Annotated in this window: 20 protein-coding genes, 3 pseudogenes and 1 riboswitch; of the genes and pseudogenes, 19 read left to right on the forward strand and 4 right to left on the reverse strand. The window is 38.5% G+C overall.

All coding sequences use genetic code 11. The features are described 5' to 3' along the window. Window positions 1–14 precede the first annotated feature (14 nt). The 3 genes from rarD to AC6H22_RS08325 are packed head-to-tail and all read left to right on the forward strand — an operon-like array spanning window position 15 to window position 2,334. On the forward strand, window positions 15–902 hold the full coding sequence (gene rarD, locus AC6H22_RS08315; protein WP_046952562.1) for an EamA family transporter RarD: 888 nt from the start codon (window positions 15–17) through the stop codon (window positions 900–902). Next, window positions 892–1,209: a thiosulfate sulfurtransferase GlpE gene (gene glpE / locus AC6H22_RS08320; protein WP_005627244.1), complete on the forward strand. Its 318-nt coding sequence runs from the start codon at window positions 892–894 to the stop codon at window positions 1,207–1,209. Before rarD ends, glpE begins: the two co-directional genes overlap by 11 nt. Before the next feature lie 18 nt (window positions 1,210–1,227). Further along, the gene (locus tag AC6H22_RS08325; RefSeq protein WP_046952563.1) at window positions 1,228–2,334 is read left to right on the forward strand and encodes a hypothetical protein; all 1,107 of its coding nucleotides are present in this window, start codon (window positions 1,228–1,230) and stop codon (window positions 2,332–2,334) included. A gap of 174 nt (window positions 2,335–2,508) precedes the next feature. Here the strand turns inward: AC6H22_RS08325 and AC6H22_RS08330 are convergent, their stop codons facing one another. Continuing rightward, window positions 2,509–3,546, reverse strand: a complete 1,038-nt coding sequence (locus AC6H22_RS08330; RefSeq protein WP_118817360.1) for an LLM class flavin-dependent oxidoreductase — start codon at window positions 3,544–3,546, stop codon at window positions 2,509–2,511. A 139-nt stretch (window positions 3,547–3,685) separates the two neighbouring features. Between AC6H22_RS08330 and AC6H22_RS08335 the strand changes: the two are divergent. Both AC6H22_RS08335 and AC6H22_RS08340 read left to right on the forward strand, forming a co-directional pair. Continuing rightward, a pseudogene (locus AC6H22_RS08335) lies at window positions 3,686–3,886 on the forward strand (ATP-binding cassette domain-containing protein); the annotation flags it as partial. After that, window positions 3,865–3,978 (forward strand): annotated as a pseudogene (locus tag AC6H22_RS08340) (rhodanese-like domain-containing protein); the annotation flags it as partial. The pseudogenes AC6H22_RS08335 and AC6H22_RS08340, both read left to right, overlap by 22 nt. 131 nt (window positions 3,979–4,109) lie before the next feature. Here AC6H22_RS08340 and mazG read toward each other — a convergent pair. Then, a complete protein-coding gene (gene mazG / locus AC6H22_RS08345; RefSeq protein ID WP_005626144.1) occupies window positions 4,110–4,901 on the reverse strand; it encodes a nucleoside triphosphate pyrophosphohydrolase in 792 nt (263 codons plus the stop codon). Window positions 4,902–5,032: 131 nt separating this feature from the next. On the opposite strand from mazG, the gene pyrR reads away from it, so the two are divergent. From pyrR to AC6H22_RS08405, 12 genes are all read left to right on the forward strand, one after another. Next, window positions 5,033–5,572: a bifunctional pyr operon transcriptional regulator/uracil phosphoribosyltransferase PyrR gene (pyrR, locus tag AC6H22_RS08350; RefSeq protein ID WP_005626142.1), complete on the forward strand. Its 540-nt coding sequence runs from the start codon at window positions 5,033–5,035 to the stop codon at window positions 5,570–5,572. A gap of 75 nt (window positions 5,573–5,647) precedes the next feature. Beyond that, window positions 5,648–6,583 (forward strand): peptidylprolyl isomerase, encoded by a 936-nt coding sequence (locus AC6H22_RS08355; protein ID WP_046952621.1) that lies wholly within the window; start codon window positions 5,648–5,650, stop codon window positions 6,581–6,583. A 69-nt stretch (window positions 6,584–6,652) separates the two neighbouring features. After that, window positions 6,653–7,696 carry an endolytic transglycosylase MltG gene (mltG, locus tag AC6H22_RS08360; protein WP_118817397.1) on the forward strand — a complete coding sequence of 348 codons (1,044 nt, stop codon included), beginning with the start codon at window positions 6,653–6,655 and terminating at the stop codon, window positions 7,694–7,696. Window positions 7,697–7,712: 16 nt separating this feature from the next. Next, window positions 7,713–8,345: a dTMP kinase gene (gene tmk / locus AC6H22_RS08365; RefSeq protein ID WP_032825402.1), complete on the forward strand. Its 633-nt coding sequence runs from the start codon at window positions 7,713–7,715 to the stop codon at window positions 8,343–8,345. Further along, a complete protein-coding gene (locus tag AC6H22_RS08370) occupies window positions 8,342–9,325 on the forward strand; it encodes a DNA polymerase III subunit delta' (RefSeq protein WP_005626133.1) in 984 nt (327 codons plus the stop codon). Before tmk ends, AC6H22_RS08370 begins: the two co-directional genes overlap by 4 nt. Before the next feature lie 54 nt (window positions 9,326–9,379). After that, a complete protein-coding gene (locus AC6H22_RS08375; protein ID WP_005626132.1) occupies window positions 9,380–10,162 on the forward strand; it encodes a YchF/TatD family DNA exonuclease in 783 nt (260 codons plus the stop codon). Between the two features lie 26 nt (window positions 10,163–10,188). Beyond that, a complete protein-coding gene (locus tag AC6H22_RS08380; protein ID WP_005626131.1) occupies window positions 10,189–10,713 on the forward strand; it encodes a DUF1523 family protein in 525 nt (174 codons plus the stop codon). A 50-nt stretch (window positions 10,714–10,763) separates the two neighbouring features. Further along, window positions 10,764–12,062 carry a polyamine export protein PaeA gene (gene paeA / locus AC6H22_RS08385; RefSeq protein WP_046952565.1) on the forward strand — a complete coding sequence of 433 codons (1,299 nt, stop codon included), beginning with the start codon at window positions 10,764–10,766 and terminating at the stop codon, window positions 12,060–12,062. 72 nt (window positions 12,063–12,134) lie between these two features. Further along, window positions 12,135–12,665, forward strand: a complete 531-nt coding sequence (locus AC6H22_RS08390) for an HI_0449 family lipoprotein (RefSeq protein ID WP_005632738.1) — start codon at window positions 12,135–12,137, stop codon at window positions 12,663–12,665. A 71-nt stretch (window positions 12,666–12,736) separates the two neighbouring features. Then, entirely contained in the window at window positions 12,737–14,236 is a 1,500-nt protein-coding gene (fruB, locus tag AC6H22_RS08395; RefSeq protein ID WP_046952567.1) for a fused PTS fructose transporter subunit IIA/HPr protein, read from the forward strand. A 1-nt stretch (window position 14,237) separates the two neighbouring features. Beyond that, window positions 14,238–15,179, forward strand: a complete 942-nt coding sequence (gene fruK / locus AC6H22_RS08400; protein ID WP_497515617.1) for a 1-phosphofructokinase — start codon at window positions 14,238–14,240, stop codon at window positions 15,177–15,179. A 1-nt stretch (window position 15,180) separates the two neighbouring features. Then, window positions 15,181–16,851, forward strand: a complete 1,671-nt coding sequence (locus tag AC6H22_RS08405) for a fructose-specific PTS transporter subunit EIIC (protein ID WP_046952569.1) — start codon at window positions 15,181–15,183, stop codon at window positions 16,849–16,851. Between the two features lie 61 nt (window positions 16,852–16,912). On the opposite strand, the gene AC6H22_RS08410 is transcribed toward AC6H22_RS08405, so the two are convergent. Then, window positions 16,913–17,593: a metallophosphoesterase family protein gene (locus tag AC6H22_RS08410; protein ID WP_005626124.1), complete on the reverse strand. Its 681-nt coding sequence runs from the start codon at window positions 17,591–17,593 to the stop codon at window positions 16,913–16,915. Next, window positions 17,590–18,831: pseudogene (nadR, locus tag AC6H22_RS08415) on the reverse strand (multifunctional transcriptional regulator/nicotinamide-nucleotide adenylyltransferase/ribosylnicotinamide kinase NadR); the annotation flags it as partial. The gene AC6H22_RS08410 and the pseudogene nadR, both read right to left, overlap by 4 nt. Beyond that, window positions 18,808–18,985: riboswitch (FMN riboswitch) on the forward strand. Its footprint overlaps the pseudogene before it by 24 nt. 88 nt (window positions 18,986–19,073) lie before the next feature. Between nadR and ribB the strand changes: the two are divergent. Together ribB and AC6H22_RS08425 are read left to right on the forward strand one after the other, a co-directional pair. Beyond that, window positions 19,074–19,721, forward strand: coding sequence for a 3,4-dihydroxy-2-butanone-4-phosphate synthase (gene ribB, locus AC6H22_RS08420; RefSeq protein ID WP_005626122.1), 648 nt, complete (start codon window positions 19,074–19,076; stop codon window positions 19,719–19,721). A 90-nt stretch (window positions 19,722–19,811) separates the two neighbouring features. Further along, the gene (locus AC6H22_RS08425) at window positions 19,812–20,582 is read left to right on the forward strand and encodes a glycosyltransferase family 25 protein (protein ID WP_046952572.1); all 771 of its coding nucleotides are present in this window, start codon (window positions 19,812–19,814) and stop codon (window positions 20,580–20,582) included.

The following is a 20,582-nucleotide window of genomic DNA, read 5'->3' on the forward strand; positions in this document are numbered from 1 at the left end:
ACCTAAGGATTATTATGTTAAGAGGCGTACTCATTTCACTTTTAGCCTCATTTTTATTTGGCTATATGTATTATTTTTCCACGCTGCTGAAACCACTTAGCGGCACGGATATTTTCGGCTATCGAATGATTTTTACATTCCCTTTCGTCGCCCTTTCCGTTATCATGTTTAAGCAGAAACAGGCATTAGTGGAACATATAAAACGCATCAAAAAACAACCGCTCTTTGCCCTTTCCTATATCACTTGTGGCGCATTAATGGGTTATCAAATGTGGCTCTTTTTGTGGGCACCCAATAATGGCAGCTCCTTAAGTGTTTCTTTCGGTTATTTATTGTTACCAATTGTGATGGTGGCCGCAGGACGGATCATTTTTAAAGAACGAATTTCAACATTGAAATTTATTGCTGTGTTAATTGCGGCTGTAGGGGTGATTTCTAACATCGTTTTAAAAGGCGGGTTATCTTGGGAAGCCATTGTTATCTGTGTGGGTTACACCACCTATTTCTCCATACGAAAAGCCTTAAAAAATACCGATCTTGGTGCCTTTTGCTTAGAAATGATCGCATTATTGCCTGTTAGCATTTACTTTGCCCTTCAAACCGATTTTGCCACCGTGCAGGAATCGAATCCTAATATTTGGGGATTATTGGTATTACTCGGGCTTATTAGTGGTGCAGCATTAATTGCTTACGTGATTGCCAGCAATATGCTGCCGATGAATTTGCTTGGCCTTTTAGGTTATGTTGAAACCATTTTAATGGTGATTATTTCATTTTTAATTGGAGAGGAAATGGATGCGGACAGCTATCCGTTATTCATTTGTTTAGTATTGGCGATGAGCCTGATTATTTTTGATGGCGTGTATAAACAGCGCGCAAAGGGAACAAACCATGTCGTTTAAAGAAATTAGTCCAGAACAAGCTTGGGAAATGGTGCAAAATGGCGCCATGCTTGCTGATATTCGGGATCCACAACGTTTCACCTATTCCCATGCGAAAGGGGCGTTTCATTTAACTAACCAAAGCTTTTTACAATTTGAAGAATTGGTGGATTTCGACTCCCCGATTATCGTGAGTTGTTATCATGGCGTGAGTAGCCGAAATGTGGCGACTTTCCTCGTTGAGCAAGGCTATGAAAATGTGTTTAGCGTCATTGGTGGATTTGATGGTTGGGTAAAAGCTGGTTTGCCGATAGAAACGGCTTATTAATTCTGTGAGGTTGTATAAATGATTAATGATGAAAAGTTAAAGCAAAAACGTTTAGAAGTTTTAAAATATGTCCAAAATGTAAATAATACCGATGAGAAAGCTAGCAAAATTAATTTATGTTTTGTTTTATTAAATACATTAATTTATTTAGGGAGTGAAAAAGAAAATATATTACCTTTTGCCTTTAGAAAATATAGTTATGCATTAGAACAGTATATAAATTCTAGTAATATAGCGGACGATGCATCTTACTTAATATGTGCTTCATTTCTAAAAGAATATTACTTTTATATAAAATATATTAAAGATGACAATAAAGATAAACCTGAAATTTTTGATGCTTATAATACATGGGAGATTTTTTTGAGAAATGAATTTCAGATAAAAGGTCAAGGGATTTTTGATTTTAATTACTATAAAAACTTGAAGAATGATAGGTTTTTAGATTATTTTTATTTATCATTGTCTATTCAAGAAAGAAAGTTTAAATCAAAACTTGAACAACTTGAAAATGCTAAAGTAAATGGCTTAAGGGAAATTAACGAACGAAAAGGTACGTTAGATTCTGAACTTCAGAATTTTGACAAAAATATAATTAAAAATAGGAATGAAACTAATGAATTAGCATCATTGCTAGAAAAGCAAAAAACAGCTTTTAATTTTGTTGGCTTATCAAAAGGATTTGAAAAAATATTAAAGAAAAAAACTTGTGCAAAATGGACTTCTTTTGTTCTTTTATTTTTAATTACCTTATCTATGTTTACGATTTTGGGGTATTATCATAATTCTTTACCTGACGAGCCTACAGAAATCTTTGACTTCTGGAAGTTTTTAATGCCTTATCTTGGTCTTGAATTTATTTTACTTTATTTATTTAGGGTGGTTCTTAAACACTATAATTCAATTCAAACACAAATTATGCAAATAGAACTCAGACAGTCTCTATGTCAATTTATTCAAAGTTATGCTGATTATGCAAAAGAGATTAAAGAAAAAGATGGAACATCTTTAGATAAATTCGAAAACCTAATTTTTAGTAGCATCGTTTCAACATCAGAACAAGTACCAAGTACTTTTGATGGGTTAGAACATATAACTAATTTGATTAAAAGTGCAAAATCATAATAAGTGAATAATAGTTATACCATTTAAAATTTTTTAGTTTAAATATTTATGATTGTTTTTAGTAATGCCTTTCTGAAACACGGGCAAACCGAATTACTCGAGAAATGCCACGGCGACCATCAATCCGAAACAAAAAGTGCGGTGAAATTTACCGCACTTTTTATTTTTGTCTTGCTATTGCTTATCCACAATCGCTTTCAACATCGTGTAAGATTGGGCTTGTTTTTGTTCATCAAAAATATAGCTCACCGCCATAATTTCATCAAAATGTACCCGTTCACGCAGTTGCTTGAGTTGAAATTGCACACTTTCAGGACTACCAATAAGCGAACAAGCGGTCATTTGTTCCACTACAGCACGCTCTTGGTTGTAAATCGGGATCTCCTCGAAATCGACTGGACCAAAGTGCGGTTTCTTTTGGGCATGCATTTGGGCTTTCCAAACATCTTCCTCTGATGCCAAAGGCGGTTGTAAATTTTGTTGTGCGTTAGTGACCACATTTAAGAAAAATAGTGTTTGTGTTGTCACCAGTTGTTTTGCTTCTTTATCGGTTTCAGCAACAATCGCGTTCACACCTAAGATGACATAAGGTTCAGCAAGATAGGTAGAAGGTTTGAAGTTTTTGCGGTAAATCTCCACTGCCATTTCCATCATGCGTGGCGCAAAGTGTGAAGCAAAGGCATAAGGCAAGCCAAGCTCTGCTGCAAGATAGGCACTTTCGGTGCTGGATCCTAAAATATAAAACGGTATATTCAAGCCTGCGGAAGGATAAGCGGAAACAGGGTTGCAATCTTTAAAGTAACCACGAAGTTCCGCAATTTCCGCAGGGAAATCCAGACTGTTTCGTCCACGACGAAGTGCTGCAGCCGTTTGCATATCAGTTCCTGGCGCACGCCCTAAGCCGAGTTCAACTCGGTTTGGATAAAGCGTCTCCAGTGTGCCATATTGCTCAGCTACTACATACGGCGAATGATTCGGTAACATTACGCCACCAGACCCCACGCGCAAAGTTTTCGTATTGGCTAACGTATGCTGAATTAAAAGTGCGGTCGCTGAACTCACCAAATTTTTCATATTATGATGCTCAGCAATCCAATAGCGTTCAATGCCAATGTTCTCAGCGTGTTTTGCAAGACTTACCATAGACTCAACCGCTTGCAAATAAGTTTGTCCTTCTCGAACAGGGGCGAGATTAAGAATAGAGAGCTTCATTTTATTTCCTCATGATTGATTTGTTGAGCGTCATTATACGTGTTTTTTCAGGCAGAAATATCGATAAAATTGGAATAGACTGTTCCGAGAAAAGGAAAAATATTGCAAAATAGGCACAAATTCAGATGTATTCGAAAAAATGATTGTATTTAATAATATTTCCCTAAAGCGCGGGCAAACCGCATTGCTCGAAAATGCCACGGCAACCATCAATCCGAAACCAAAAGTCGGCTTGGTGGGGAAGAATGGTTGCGGTAAGTCGTCTCTTTTTGCCCTATTAAAAAAAGAATTAACGCCAGAGGGCGGCGAAGTCACTTATCCATCCAACTGGCGGCTTTCCTCATTGAGCAAGGCTATGAATATGTGTTTAGCGTCATTGGCAGATTTGATGCTTGGGTAAAAGCTGGTTTGCCGATAGAAACGGCTTATTAATATTTTTTCTCTTAAGTAAAGAAAGAGTTTGCTGAAATAAAATCAATCTTATAAACAAAAAGTGTGGTGAAGTCGATCTGACCCCAAAAAGTTAGATCAAAACTGATAGAAATTTTTACCACACTTCTCAATTAGTTTTCTTGTTTTTTCACTTCATCCCACAACAAATCTAATTCAATCAGTGGCATATCATTAACTTGCTTACCTTGTTGTTGAACCGCTTGTTCTACTGCTCGAAAACGACGTTCAAATTTTAAATTCGCTTTCCGTAATGCATCTTCAGGATCACATTTTAAGTGGCGAGCAAGATTGACGGTTGCGAACAATAAATCGCCGATTTCCTCCTCCACTTTATTTTGTTCAATCGAAGTGCGGTTAATTTCAGCTTGAACTTCTTCTAATTCTTCCCGCACTTTGTCAAATACGGGTGAAATTTCTTCCCAATCAAACCCTACTTTTGAACAACGTTTTTGTAATTTTGCTGCTCGCATAAGAGAAGGCAAGGCACGAGGTACATTATCTAAAATAGAGGTTTCTGCACTTTTACCTTGTTTTTCTTTGGCTTTCATTTCGTTCCAACGGGAAAGGGCTTCTGTTTCGTCCCCCGCTTTTGCATCGCCAAACACGTGAGGATGACGGCGCACAATTTTTTCAGCGACATCTTGCAATACATCGTCAAAAGTAAAGTATTTATCTTCTGTAGCAAGCTGGCTGAAGAAAACGACTTGTAACAATAAATCCCCTAATTCTTCGCGTAAATTTGGTATGTCTTTTTTCTCAATCGCTTCAATTACTTCGTAAGTTTCTTCCGTTAAGCAAGGAATCATAGATTCATAATTTTGTTTTAAATCCCAAGGGCATCCGCCATTTGGATTACGAAGTTGGGCAATGAGTTGGATAAAATCTTGAATGGAGTAGCGCATAATTTTATTTCCTTTGATGGAATGTTTTGGATAGTATAACGAACAAGAAAAATGGTGCAAATACCGTCGCTTTTTAGGCGCATTTTCTTTATACTTTGCGCATTGAAATACTATTGATAAAGCTGTGAAAAATGGAAAAAATTATTATCGACCACGATCGTTTTCTTCGCACGATTTCGCGTATTTCTCACGAAATTATTGAAAAACATCAAACGTTAGATGATCTCGTGATTGTTGGGATTAAACGTCGTGGCGCGGAAATTGCCGAATTATTACAACGTCGAGTTGAAGAGTTAAGTGGTATAAATTTACCTTCAATGGAACTGGATATCACCTTTTATCGCGATGATTTAACCTTGGTTGATCAGGAAGATAAAATGCCAGTTTATAGTGGTTCATCACAATATTTGAATATTCAAGATAAAACCGTCATTTTGGTTGATGATGTGTTGTTTACTGGTCGAACCATTCGAGCGGCAATGGATGCACTCACCGATTTTGGACGAGCGGCAAAAATTGAATTAGTTATTTTTGTTGATCGTGGCCATCGTGAATTACCAATTCGCGCTGATTACGTAGGTAAAAATGTGCCAACAAGCCGTGATGAACTTGTACAAGTTCGCACTGAAAAACAAGATGGCTGTTACGAAGTTGCTATCTTAGGGAAATAAATCTTATCTATTGTGAACCTTCAATAGAATTGTTACTCTAACGAACGTTATAGACTCTTTTTTGATGAGATGAAAATGAAAAAATTTATTCTAAAATCTTTTTTATGGGCTACTTTAGGTTGTGTTGCTTTTACTTCTATGGCTCAAGCAGGTGAACGCGTTGTCGCAACAGTAGATGGTATTCCTATTTTAGAAAGCCAAGTTCGTGCAAATATGGGTAAAAAAGGCGATCGCCAAAGTGCACTTGATAAAATTATTGATGATCTTTTAGTACAAAAAGCGATTCAAGAATCTGGTGTGAAAATTGATCCGCGCGAAATCGATCGTGTTGTGGAAGATACTGCGGCAAGAAATGGTTTAACTTATGGTCAATTTTTGGATGCGTTAGATTATCAAGGCATTTCATTAAATACATTTCGTCAACAAATTGCCAATCAAATGATGATGGGTGCGGTGCGTAATAAGGCGATCAATGAAAGTGTTGCAGTGACACGTGAAGAAGTGGTTGCGCTAGGCCAAAAAATGTTGGATGAGGCAAAATCACAAGGTACAGCGCAAAAAGTAACGGGTAAAGAATACGAAGTACGCCATATTTTGTTAAAACTTAACCCGATGTTAAATGATGCACAAGCCAAAGCAGAGTTAACAAGAATTCGCTCTGATATTATTGCGGGTAAAATGACTTTTGCAGAGGCGGCTTTAAAATATTCTAAAGACTATTTATCTGGGGCAAATGGCGGTAGTTTAGGTTATGCGTTCCCAGAAAGTTACGCACCGCAATTTGCACAGACCATTGCACAAAGTAAACAAGGTGTAATTTCTGTGCCATTTAAAACCGAGTTCGGTTGGCATATTTTGGAAGTAACAGGCACTCGCGATGGTGACCGTACGGCGGATGCTTATACGCAAAAAGCCTATGAACATTTGGTGAACAGTCAGTTACAAGACGCAAATAAAGATTGGGTAAAAGCATTACGTAAAACTGCGGATATTCAATATTTTAATAAATGATTTAATGTTTAAAAGAAAGGGGCTTAATTGCCCCTTTTGTTGTTTTTTATTTTCTCTTTCTTATTTCTTATGAAGAAATTTTTAATTGCGATTTTACTTTTAATTTTGATTTTAGCGGGCGCGTCCAGTTTTGGTTATTACAAAATTACTGAATTTGTAAAAACTCCGGTAAATGTGCAGGCAGATCAACTTTTAATGATTGAACGTGGCACAACAGGTTCAAAATTAGCCGCACTTTTTGAGCAAGAAAAGTTAATTGATGATGGGAAATTATTACCTTATTTGCTGAAGTTGAAACCAGAGCTAAATAAAATAAAAGCAGGGACTTATTCTCTTGAGAATGTTAAAACTGTGAAAGATTTACTGGATTTGCTTAATTCAGGTAAGGAAGTGCAGTTTAATGTAAAATGGATTGAAGGAAAAACCTTCAAGGATTGGCGAAAAGATCTCGAAAATGCACCGCACTTGGTGCAAACCTTGAAAGATAAGAGTAACGAGGAAATTTTCACATTACTTGATTTGCCAGATGTTGGTATAAATCTTGAACTAAAAAATGTGGAAGGTTGGCTTTATCCTGATACTTATAATTATACGCCTAAATCGACAGACTTGGAGCTACTGAAGCGAGCGGCTGAGCGAATGAAAAAGGCGTTAAATAAGGCTTGGAACGAGCGTGACGAGGATTTACCTTTAGCGAATCCTTATGAAATGTTGATTCTTGCTTCTATCGTAGAAAAAGAAACGGGCGTGGCTACGGAGCGAGCAAAAGTGGCATCTGTATTTCTCAACCGCTTAAAAGCAAAAATGAAATTACAAACGGATCCAACGGTAATTTATGGTATGGGTGAGAATTACAGCGGTAATATTCGTAAAAAAGATTTAGAAACCCCAACGCCTTATAATACTTATGTGATTGATGGATTGCCACCAACGCCAATTGCTATGCCAAGCGAAAGTTCGTTACAGGCTGTTGCGCATCCAGAAAAAACAGATTTTTATTATTTTGTAGCAGATGGTTCTGGTGGGCATAAATTTACCCGAAATTTGAATGAACATAATAAAGCGGTACAAGAATATTTACGTTGGTATCGCAGCCAGAAAAATGCCAAATAAAAGTGCGGAAGAAAATATGAAAGGAAAATTTATTGTCATTGAAGGCTTGGAAGGCGCGGGGAAAAGTTCCGCTCATCAGTCTGTTGTACAAGTCTTGTATGAACTTGGTATTCAAGATGCCGTGTTTACACGCGAACCTGGTGGAACGCCACTGGCTGAGAAATTACGCGATCTCATCAAACATGAAACCGAAGAACCCGTGACAGATAAAGCAGAGTTATTAATGCTTTATGCGGCTCGTATTCAGTTGGTGGAAAATGTGATTAAACCTGCCTTAATGCAAGGGAAATGGGTGGTGGGCGATCGTCACGATATGTCATCTCAGGCATATCAAGGGGGTGGACGTCAATTAGATCCGCATTTTATGCTCACCTTGAAAGAAACCATATTAGGCAATTTTGAGCCAGATCTCACGATTTATTTGGATATAGATCCGTGCGTTGGTTTAGCGCGAGCTCGTGGACGTGGCGAGTTAGACCGTATTGAGCAAATGGATTTAGATTTTTTTCACCGTACTCGAGCACGCTATTTAGCGTTAGTAAAAGATAATCCAAAAGCAGTCGTAATTAATGCAGAGCAGAGTATTGAACTTGTTCAAGCTGATATCGAAAGCGCGGTAAAAAATTGGTGGAAATCAAACGAAAAATGACCGCTCTTTACCCTTGGCTAATGCCAATTTATCATCAAATTGCTCAAACCTTTGACGAAGGTTTGGGGCATCATGCTGTGCTGATTAAAGCTGATTCTGGTTTAGGTGTAGAAAGTTTATTTAATGCACTTGCACAGAAAATAATGTGTGTGGCTCAAGGCGATAAACCTTGTGGCCAATGCCATTCTTGTCATTTAATGCAAGTCCATAGTCATCCAGATTATCATGAATTAAGCCCTATTGACGGCAAGGATATTGGCGTCGATCAAGTACGCGACATTAATGAAATTGTTGCGCAGCACGCACAACAAAACGGCAATAAAGTGGTGTATGTGCAAGGAGCGGAATGTTTAACGGAAGCAGCTGCCAATGCGTTATTGAAAACATTGGAAGAGCCTCGTCCAAATACTTATTTTTTACTTCAAACAGATAGTTCGTCAAGTTTGTTGGCAACCATTTACAGTCGATGTCAAGTGTGGAATCTGTCTGTGCCTAATGAACAAATGGCTCTTGATTGGTTGAAATCAGAAAGTGCGGCTGAAAATCAGGAAATTTTGACCGCACTTGCGATGAATCTTGGGCGTCCGCTTTTTGCCTTAGAAACTTTACAACAAGGGCTGATTGAACAGCGCAAAAACTTCTTACGTCAATTTTGGGTGTTCTATCGCCGACGTTCGCCATTGGAATTGCTTCCGTTGTTTGATAAAGAACGTTATGTTCAGCAAGTTGATTGGATTTTGGCTTTTCTTTCCGATTGTTTAAAACATAAACTTGAAATTGATAGTCATCGACAAGTGGCTGATCTTGGGCGTGGTATCGAACAATTCAGCGATGAGCAAACCGCTCTTGGTTTATTACAAGCCATTAAAATTATGCAAAAAGTGCGGTCAGATTTACTTACAATTAATGGTGTGAATGTTGAATTAATGCTATTAGATGGCTTGACGCGATTAGTTACAGAAGTATTTGAAACGCAATAAATTAAAGATATATCGTCTATGGCGTTCAAGCCTTAGGCATAAGGAAAAATAATTATGTTCATTGTTGACTCCCACTGCCATTTAGATGCTTTGGATTATGAAAATTTACATAAAAATATCGCGGATGTGGTGGAAAAAGCGCGAGCGCGTGATGTGAAACATTTGCTCGCGATTGGTGTAACCTTAAGCCGTTTTGAGCAGGCTTATGACTCTTTACGTGAATTTAATAATGTCTCACTTGCTTGTGGTGTTCATCCCCTTGATTTTGAAGAGGAACCTTATGACGCAGAACGCTTATTACGTTTAGCGCAAGATCCAAAAGTGATTGCGATTGGCGAAATTGGCTTAGATTATTATTACAGCGCGGACAATAAAGCGGAACAACAAGCGGTGTTTGGTAGCCAAATCGATATTGCAAATCAGTTAGATAAGCCTGTAATCATTCATACACGTTCTGCGGGCGATGACACCATTGCAATGTTACGCCAACACCATGCTGAAAAATGCGGTGGCGTTATTCATTGTTTTACGGAAACCATGGAATTTGCGAAAAAAGCGTTGGATTTAGGTTTTTACATTTCTTGTTCTGGCATTGTAACCTTTAAAAATGCCGAAGCGATTCGTGAGGTTATTCGTTATGTGCCAACGGATCGCTTATTGGTGGAAACAGATTCGCCTTATCTTGCGCCAGTGCCTTATCGAGGAAAAGAAAACCAACCGGCTTATACGAGAGAAGTATGTGAATATGTAGCAACCTTAAAGGGTGTTTCGGCTGAGGCGTTTGCTAGAATCACCACGCAAAATTTCGAGCGTTTATTTAAAATTCGTGTAGAATAAATGCACAGTTCTGACAAGGGAAAAGTATGCGAAAGTTTTTTAAATATTTCTTATTTATTGTTGTTTTTTTATTCCACGGTTTTATGTTTTCTGTGGTCAATTATGTATTTCCTCATTACGATGTGACGCGTGTTACTGGCGTAGAAGTTAAACGTGTTGATAAAGATGGCCCAATCACAAAATCGAATCCAGCTGATGGCCCAACACGTGATGTGTATTACATCAATACGCAAAATGATGATGGCAAAATTATGGTGTATCGCAATGAAGATACACGTTGGGGTTTCCCGTTCTACTTCAAATTTGGATCAGCCAATTTACAGGCTGAAGCGCAGGCTTTGGGTAATGACAACAAACTTGTGCAAATTAAATACTATGGTTGGCGTATTACGATGATGGATGAATATCGTAATGCAACCTCAATTAAAGAAATTACGGCTGATGACACGCCAAGTCATCCAATCGTTTCTTGGATTTTTTATGCATTCCTGTTAGCTACTTTATTCTTGTCTATTCAATTTGTTCGCGGCTGGTTTGACAGCGAAGAGTAATATCCTGAACGGCCGCAAAGTGCGGTCGTTTTCTTTCATATTTTTGAGTAATGATTATGGAATTATTTCATACTATTTTGGCGATTATTGCCTTAATTCTAATTAGTGCGGTTGTTTCTTCTGCAGAAATTTCACTGGCGGGTTCGCGTAAATTGAAACTACAAACCCTTGCGAATGAAGGGGATGTACGCGCGCTTCAAGTGCTTAAATTACAAGAGCACCCAGGTCGTTTTATTACCGTGGTTCAAATCGGTTTGAATATGGTGGCTATTCTTGGCGGGGGAATTGGTGAAAGTGCACTAAGCCCTTATATCGCGGAAATTTTAAGCCGTTCTTTTGTGGGCGATTGGATTGAGCCAACCTCTTCTACAATCGCGTTTGTATTGGTTACTTGTTTCTTTATCTTATTTGCTGATCTTATTCCAAAACGTATTGCCATTACTTATCCTGAAATGGTGGCATTGCGCGTTGTCGGAATTATGAATTTCAGTATGTTTGTCTTTAAGCCGCTTGTATGGTTTTTTGATACGATAGCTAATGTATTTTTCCGCTTATTTCGTATTTCCACTGTGCGTGAAGATGGCATGACATCTGAAGATATTTTCGCCGTAGTAGAAGCGGGTGCAGAGGCTGGAGTATTAAAAACTCAAGAGCATTATCTCATCGAAAATATTTTCGATATGCAATCGCGTACAGTGACCTCCACTATGACAACGCGTGAAAATATCGTGTATTTAGACCGCACTTTTTCTCGCCAAGAAGTCATGGATACGCTTTCTCGTGATTCTCATTCTAAAATCGTGATTTGTGACAATAGCCTAGACAAAATCTTAGGTTATGTAGAATCCCATACGTTGCTCACCATGTATTTGCAGAATGAAAATGTGGTGCTCACAGATCCTAAACTACTCCGTAAAGCATTATTTGTGCCTGATACGCTTTCTCTTTACGAAGTATTGGAATTGTTTAAATCTACTGGCGAAGATTTTGCGATTATTGTAAATGAATACGCCCTTGTCGTTGGTATTGTTACGCTAAATGATGTGATGAGTATTGTTATGGGGGAATTGGTTTCTAACGAAGAAGAATATATTGTGAGTCGTGATGAAAATTCGTGGCTTATTGATGGCGCAACGCCATTAGAAGATGTGACACGAGTGTTAGATATTGAATCTTTCCCAGATGAAGAAAATTACGAAACCATCAGTGGCTTTATGATGTATATGTTACGTAAAATCCCGAAAAAAACCGATTCTGTGGTTTACGGAAAATACAAGTTTGAAGTGATTGATACAGAAAATTTTAAAATCGATCAGATTTTGGTGTCTTTAGTAAAAGAGGCGGAATAATTACCGCCCTTTCTTTAATCCCCTTCAGCCAGTATAATGGCGGCGTTTTATTAACTTTAATCAGGTATGACTATGTTTAAAAAAATCTCTGTTTTATTTTTTACGTTAATGTTGGCAGGTTGTTCTTCTTGGTCATCGGTTACCAACTATATTCCATTTATGGGGAACGATAAAAAAGTGATTGATTTAGATAAAGATAAAATCGATCAAAAATCTTATGCGGCTGCTTATGAAGCGACTGTGGCGACATATAAAGGTCGCGTGAATGAAAATTTCTTTGTAGATAATTTTGCAAGTGGTGCCAATGATTGGTATTTAGGCCGTATTTTAGTTCCTGTGAAACAAATTCAGGATAAACTTTATACTGGCGGCCATGATTCTGATGTATATGCTTATTATAGCGGAGTGTTACATGCGGAAGCATTGCAAGCTAATATTAAACGTTTGAACGCAAATTGTTGGGAAAAAGTGGATTCGCAAAGCATGACTCAAGGTATTTATGATGCGATGCGTGATTTGCAAAAAGGCAAAGAGCGCGGTGAAAATGATGAATATATTGCGCAAGGTAGTGAAGCACTGCTGAAAGCCTGCACATCTAAATAATTGTTTTTCAACAAGCTGCTGGTCGATTTATTTCACCAGCAGCTTTATTTTTAAATTATTAAGGAGCAAGAATGTTAGAACTTTCGGAAAGCAACATTCATTTAAATGCTAACGCAGCTGATAAACAACAAGCGATTGAAATGGCAGCGTCCGCATTAGTTCAAGCAGACAATGTTGAAAATGGTTACTTACAAGGAATGCTAGCCCGCGAGTTGCAAACCTCAACCTTTTTAGGCAATGGCATCGCTATTCCTCATGGCACCTTGGATACTCGTTCGATGGTAAAGAAAACGGGTGTACAAGTGTTTCAATTTCCTCAAGGCATAGAATGGGGCGAAGGAAATATTGCTTATGTCGTGATTGGTATTGCGGCGCGATCTGATGAGCATTTGTCCTTATTACGTCAACTTACTCACGTTTTGAGTGATGAAGATACCGCAGCGAAGTTAGCAAAAATAACCGATGTTGCTGAATTTCGTGCGATTTTAATGGGTGAAACTATCGAACCGTTTGAAATTCCTGCTGCTAATATCAGTTTAGATGTAGATACACAAAGTTTATTAACTTTAGTCGCGATTAATGCAGGGCAATTGCAGGTGCAAAGTGCGGTGGAAAATCGTTTTATTTCTGAAGTGATTAACAATGCGGCATTACCGCTTGGCAAAGGGTTATGGGTAACGGATTCTGTTCTAGGTAATGTGAAAAATGCCTTGGCATTTAGTCGTGCCAAAACGATTTTTAGTCACAATGGAAAAGCTGTAAAAGGCGTGATAACCGTTTCAGCTATCAGTGATCAAATTAATCCAACTTTGGCGCGTTTATTAGATGACGATGTTCAAACAACCTTGCTCAATGGTAATTCAACAGAAATTTTGACCGCACTTTTGGGTTCATCGAGTGATGTTGAAACTCAATCTGTAGAGGGGGCCGTTGTAGGAACCTTTACGATTCGTAATGAACACGATTTACATGCGCGTCCAAGTGCAAATTTGGTTAATGAAGTGAAAAAATTCACTTCGAAAATTACCGTGCAAAATCTTACTCGTGAAAGTGAAGTTGTCAGCGCAAAAAGCTTGATGAAGATAGTTGCGCTTGGTGTAACACAAGGGCATCGTTTACGTTTTGTGGCAGAAGGGGAAGATGCAAAACAAGCTATTGAAGCATTGGGCAAAGCGATTGCTGATGGTTTGGGCGAGAATGTTTCTGCGGTGCCACCATCCGAACCAGATACCATTGAGATTATGGGGAAACAAATTCACGCACCAGCGGTAAGCGAAGATCATAACTTGCCAGCAAATGCTATTGAGGCAGTGTTTGTGGTTAAGAACGAACACGGTTTGCACGCTCGCCCAAGTGCAGTGTTGGTAAACGAAGTGAAAAAATATAATGCCTCTGTGGCGGTTCAGAATCTTGATCGTAATTCTCAATTAGTGAGCGCGAAAAGCTTGATGAAAATTGTGGCATTAGGTGTAGTGAAAGGGACTCGTTTACGTTTTGTTGCGACGGGCGATGAAGCGCAACAGGCTATTGACGGAATCAGTGCGGTGATCGAATCAGGTTTAGGGGAATAGTATGGCAAGCGTCGTAACAATTACCTTAAATGCGGCCTATGATTTAGTCGGGCGTTTAAATCGTCTCCAACTTGGTGAAGTAAATACCGTAGAAACCCTTGGTTTATTTCCTGCTGGGAAAGGCATTAATGTCGCAAAAGTACTAAAAGATTTAGGCGTTGATGTTGCAGTAGGTGGTTTCTTGGGCAAGGATAATTCAGCTGATTTCGAGCAAATGTTTAATAAGCACGGTTTGGAAGATAAATTCCACCGTGTTGATGGCAAAACGCGTATCAATGTAAAAATTACCGAGACTGAAGCGGATGCTACAGATTTAAATTTCTTGGGATATCAAATAAGCCTACAAGTTTGGCAACAATTTGTGATGGATTCTTTGGCTTATTGTTTAAATTATGACATTGTCGCAGTGTGTGGCAGTTTACCTCGAGGTGTATCTCCTGAATTGTTTGCTGATTGGTTGAATCAGCTTCATCAAGCTGGCGTAAAAGTTGTGCTTGATAGTAGCAATGCTGCGCTCACCGCTGGATTAAAAGCGAAACCTTGGCTAGTAAAACCCAATCATCGAGAACTTGAGGCTTGGGTTGGTCATTCATTAAATAGTCTTGAAGAAATTATTGCGGCAGCATGGAAACTCAAAGCGGAAGGCATTGAAAACGTGATTATTTCAATGGGCGAAAAAGGTTCTTTATGGATTAATAATGAAGGCGTGCTCAAAGCCGAACCACCAAAATGTGAAAATGTAGTGAGTACTGTTGGAGCAGGGGATTCCATGGTAGCAGGCTTAATTTATGGTTTTGAAAAAGGTTTATCGAAAGCTGAAACCTTAGCTTTTGCTACGGCTGTGTCCGCTTTTGCTGTGTCGCAAAGTAATGTTGGTGTGAATGATTTGAGTTTACTTGACTCCATTTTAGAAAAAGTACAAATAACGATGATTGAAGGATAGTATGAAGTTATTTTTAACCCAATCAGCTAATGTAGGCGATGCGAAAGCCTATTTATTACATGAAGTTTTTCGAGCAGCTGCACAAAAAGCGAATGTCTCTATTGTAGAAACACCAGCTGAAGCAGAGCTTGTTCTCGTATTTGGTTCTGTCTTACCAAATAACCCCGCTTTAGTTGGTAAAAAAGTCTTTATTATCGGCGAAGCTATCGCTATGATTTCACCTGAAGTCACGCTGGCAAATGCCTTAGCCAATGGAGCAGATTATGTTGCACCGAAAAGTGCGGTGAGTTTTACAGATGTTTCTGGTGTAAAAAATATTGTTGCGGTAACAGCTTGTCCAACTGGCGTTGCGCATACGTTTATGTCAGCCGAAGCGATTGAAGCCTATGCGAAAAAGCAAGGTTGGAATGTCAAAGTTGAAACCCGTGGTCAAGTTGGGGCTGGCAATGAAATTACTGCAGAAGAAGTCTCGGCGGCTGATTTGGTATTTGTTGCAGCAGATATTGATGTGCCTTTAGATAAATTTAAAGGTAAGCCAATATATCGCACTTCAACAGGCTTAGCCTTGAAGAAAACCGAGCAAGAATTTGATAAAGCATTTAAAGAAGCCAAAATTTTTGATGGTGGAAATAATGCGGGAGCGAAAGAAGAAAGCCGTGAGAAAAAAGGTGTGTACAAACACTTAATGACTGGCGTTTCTCATATGTTACCGTTAGTGGTTGCGGGGGGATTGTTGATCGCGATTTCCTTTATGTTCAGTTTTAATGTAATTGAAAATACTGGGATTTTGCAAGATCTTCCAAATATGTTGATGAATATCGGTAGTGGTGTGGCGTTCAAGTTAATGATTGCCGTGTTTGCTGGTTACGTTGCATTTTCTATCGCTGATCGTCCAGGGCTTGCTGTTGGTTTGATTGCAGGGATGCTGGCAAGTGAAGCGGGCGCAGGGATTCTTGGCGGTATTATTGCAGGTTTCTTAGCAGGCTATGTGGTGAAAGGGCTGAATGTGATTATTCGATTGCCAGCAAGCCTGACTTCATTAAAACCGATTTTAATTTTACCGCTCTTGGGTTCGATGATTGTTGGCTTGACGATGATTTATCTCATCAATCCACCCGTGGCTGAAATTATGAAAGAGCTAAGTAATTGGCTTACTTCAATGGGCGAAGTGAATGCGATTGTGTTGGGCGCAATTATCGGCGCAATGATGTGTATTGATATGGGCGGACCGGTAAATAAAGCAGCGTACACTTTTTCGGTTGGATTGATTGCATCCCAAGTTTATACGCCAATGGCTGCGGCAATGGCCGCGGGTATGGTTCCTCCAATTGGTATGACAGTTGCGACTTGGATTGCTCGCAATAAATTCACAGTTAGCCAACGCGATGCGGGAAAAGCGTCATTTGTCCTTGGTTTATGCTTTATTTCTGAAGGTGCATTACCATTTGTGGCAGCAGATCCAATTCGTGTCATTATTAGCTCTGTGATTGGTGGTGCGGTGGCTGGTGCGATTTCAATGGGATTAAATATTACATTACAAGCTCCACACGGCGGATTATTTGTAATTCCATTTGTATCTGAGCCATTGAAATATCTTGGTGCAATTGCGATTGGTGCTTTATCAACAGGCGTAGTTTACGCCGTCATTAAATCGAAAAACAATGCGGAATAATACCGCACTTTGAATGTAAAAAAGCCGATTCATTTGAATCGGCTTTTATTTTGGAATAGATTTATTTTTCACGATCGTCGATCGTTTGTAGCAAATAATTTCCCTCTGCATCAGCAAGACTGCGGAAACCTACATTCGTGATTTTGTAGGGATACTTTGTTCGATAAGTAAAGTTTTCGTGATGATGTCCGTGGAATACTTGCTTAACCCCCATCTTCATTGCCAAATCATTGATTACTTGGAAACCCATCGGATGTGGTTTAGGTGCTTCATGACAAATCAATACATCCGCTTGTTGATTTTCTAAGATTTCAATATCGGATGGAAAAATTGACGTGCGATGACGCAAAGGCACACCGCCTCGCCAGATTTTCTCCTGTGGGCTATATTGACAATAATGAATAGGATCAAAAAACATGGGGCGATTGGGCGGCATCCAAATTTGCCCGCGGAACACACCGCCTAACCCAGCAATGCGAGTACCTTGAATATCAACTACGCGATTGTGTAAATTTCGTGATTGCCATTCAGAGCCCCAAATCGCATCAAAAGCACTAATTGTTTTGCTATCATGATTTCCATGAATAAACCAAATATCACAATGTTGTGCGAGTTTATCCAACTCATCTGTTGTGATGAGCTGTAAATCGCCTAAAATTATGAGTGCGACATTTTCCTGTTCTCTCACAAAAGGGTAAATATGATCGTAGCTTCCGTGTGGATCACCGGCAAATAAGATCATTGATGTTTTCCTTTTATAACAAATGGACTATTTTGCAATTCACTGATTTCTTCTTCATTTAACACTTTCTCAATGACTGCTTTAACTTGGTTATAACGGTCAAGATAACTTGGCGATTCAATCTCTATATAAGGAACTTTATATTTATCTAACAGTTTTTTGAGTAGTTGTTGAAATTGTTGGCGTTGTTTTTGTGAGCCTAAGCTGCGTAAGCCATCATCCACCCATTCAGTATTATTTTTCAGCAAAATAGTGACATCGAAGGGATATTCTTTAATCATTGAGTCTAAAAATGGGTGAGCTTTTCCTTCATATTGAATGCAGAAAGCTTGCGTGGTGATGAAATCCGTATCAATAAATGCAATTTTATGTGCATGGCGCACGGCATAATCAATATATCGTTGATGACCAAGAGCCATTTGCGGATAATCAGAATATTGCATAGCTTGCTCATTACCACCGAGTTTTTCAAATACAAATTCACGTCCGTATTCCCATGCAGAGGTGGTATTAAATACGGCGGCTAACTTATTAACGAGCACGCTTTTACCGCTACTTTCTCCACCTAAAATTGCCACCGTTTTGGCAAAGAAAGGACGAACTTCTTTCGGAATAAATTTCCAATATTGGAATGGTGTCGTACGAATTTTAGTTGCGGACACATTAAAGAAAGTGCGGTCAGGATCGACTAACGAAACTTCTAAACCTAAGTATTTCTCGTAAGGCGCTTTATCTTGAGGTTCGCTACTAAATACGATTGAAGGTTCAAAATGCTTTTCATTAAATAACGTTTTAACTGCTTCACTCCAAGATTGCCAGCCATTTGGATAACTTGGAATACCGTCTTCAACCAAATGATGAATAAAAATCTGATTTTTTTGATATTTGAAAATTTGCTGCATCCAACGCAAACGATCCTGCACGGTTGGCATACGTTTCATTTTACTATCGTAAAATAATTTCAAATCGCGCTCCGTATCACTACACACGATAACGTGCAGTTCATCTACTTTACTGAACGCTTCATAAATCATATTTATATGACCTGTGTGTACGGGATAAAATTTCCCGAAAATGACACCGACTTTTTTCTCTTTTGCTTTTGACATAATCCGTTCTTGATAGCGTAAGAATTGAGTGCGTTTATTGTAGGCTAAATGAAAATATTTTTCACGTTCTGATTTAGTGCCTAGGTATTTTGCGCTATACTTAGTGCGCATTCTCAGGGCAGGGTGAAATTCCCTACCGGTGGTAAAGCCCACGAGCGTTTAAAAGTGCGGTCAATTTTTGGCAAATTTTCCCTGCTAAATTGTCCTGTTCTTCACTTTTAAAGTCAGCAGATTTGGTGAAATTCCAAAGCCGACAGTAAAGTCTGGATGAAAGAGAATAAAAGGAGTTGGCTTCCCAAATCGTTCATTTTATTTGCATTTCTCAGCCCTGATTCTGGTATTTAATTGAAATCTCAAATTAGGAAATTACTATGAATCAGTCAATTTTATCCCCATTCGGCAATACCGCTGAAGAACGCGTACTTAACGCAATTAATGCTTTCAAAGATGGAAATGGTGTATTAGTTTTAGATGATGAAGATCGTGAAAATGAAGGTGATTTAATTTTCCCGGCAGAAACAATCACACCAGAACAAATGGCAAAATTAATTCGTTATGGAAGTGGTATAGTTTGTTTATGCATTACCGATGGACGTTGCCAACAACTCGATTTGCCACCAATGGTAGAACACAATAATAGCGTAAACAAAACGGCTTTTACGGTTACGATTGAGGCTGCAAAAGGTGTTTCTACAGGCGTATCTGCCGCAGACCGAGTAACCACTATTCAAACGGCGATTGCGGATAATGCTGTTCCGACAGATTTACATCGTCCGGGCCATGTATTTCCACTTCGTGCAGCAAATGGCGGTGTCCTTACCCGTCGCGGACATACTGAAGCTTCCGTTGATTTAGCACGTCTGGCAGGATTTAAAGAAGCAGGCGTTATTTGTGAAATCACGAATGACGACGGCACAATGGCTCGCGCCCCTGAGATTGTAGAATTTGCGAAAAAATTTGGTTATTCTGTGCTAACCATTGAAGATTTGGTTGAATATCGTTTAACTCATAATATTTAGCATGAAGAAGTGCGGTGAAAATTTCTATGATTTTTCACCGCACTGTTTATATTATACAGCTTCATCTTTTTATTTATTTTGGTAACTTTTATGCAGAGCACAGAACAACACAATTATGTCATTAGTTTAACTACTGAACAAAAACGCCGAAAACATATTACAGAAGAATTCTGTAAGCAGAATATTCCTTTTGAATTTTTTGATGCTATCACGCCTGACCTTATTGAAGAAACCGCTAAAAAATTTAATATTACATTAGATCGCTCTCCTAAAGCCAAGTTGTCGGATGGGGAAATTGGTTGTGCATTAAGTCATATTGTCTTGTGGAATTTAACCTTAGAGAACAATTTAAACTATATCAATATTTTTGAAGATGACATTCATCTAGGGGAAAATGCCAAAGAATTATTAGAAATTGATTATATTTCTGATGATATTCATGTTTTAAAATTAGAAGCAAATGGCAAAATGTTCTTTAAAAAACCACAAACTGTAAAATGTGATAGAAATATTTATCCTATTACGGTAAAGCAATCTGGAACTGCTGGATATACTGTTACAGCGAAAGGGGCTAAATATTTACTTGAATTAGTAAAAAATAAACCGCTTGATGTAGCTGTTGATTCTCTTGTTTTTGAGGATTTTTTACATTTCAAAAATTATAAAATAGTACAACTTTCACCCGGTATTTGTGTTCAAGATTTTGTTTTGAATCCAAGCAATCCTTTTGAAAGTAGCTTAAAAGAGGGGCGAGATAGAGTGCATGGAAGTCAACATAAGTCTTCTGTTTTAGAAAAAATAAAAAATGAATTTGGACGAGTAAAAATAAAAATGTTCGGAAAACAAGTTCCATTTAAATAA

The organism is Haemophilus sp. THUN1690 (assembly GCF_059704375.1).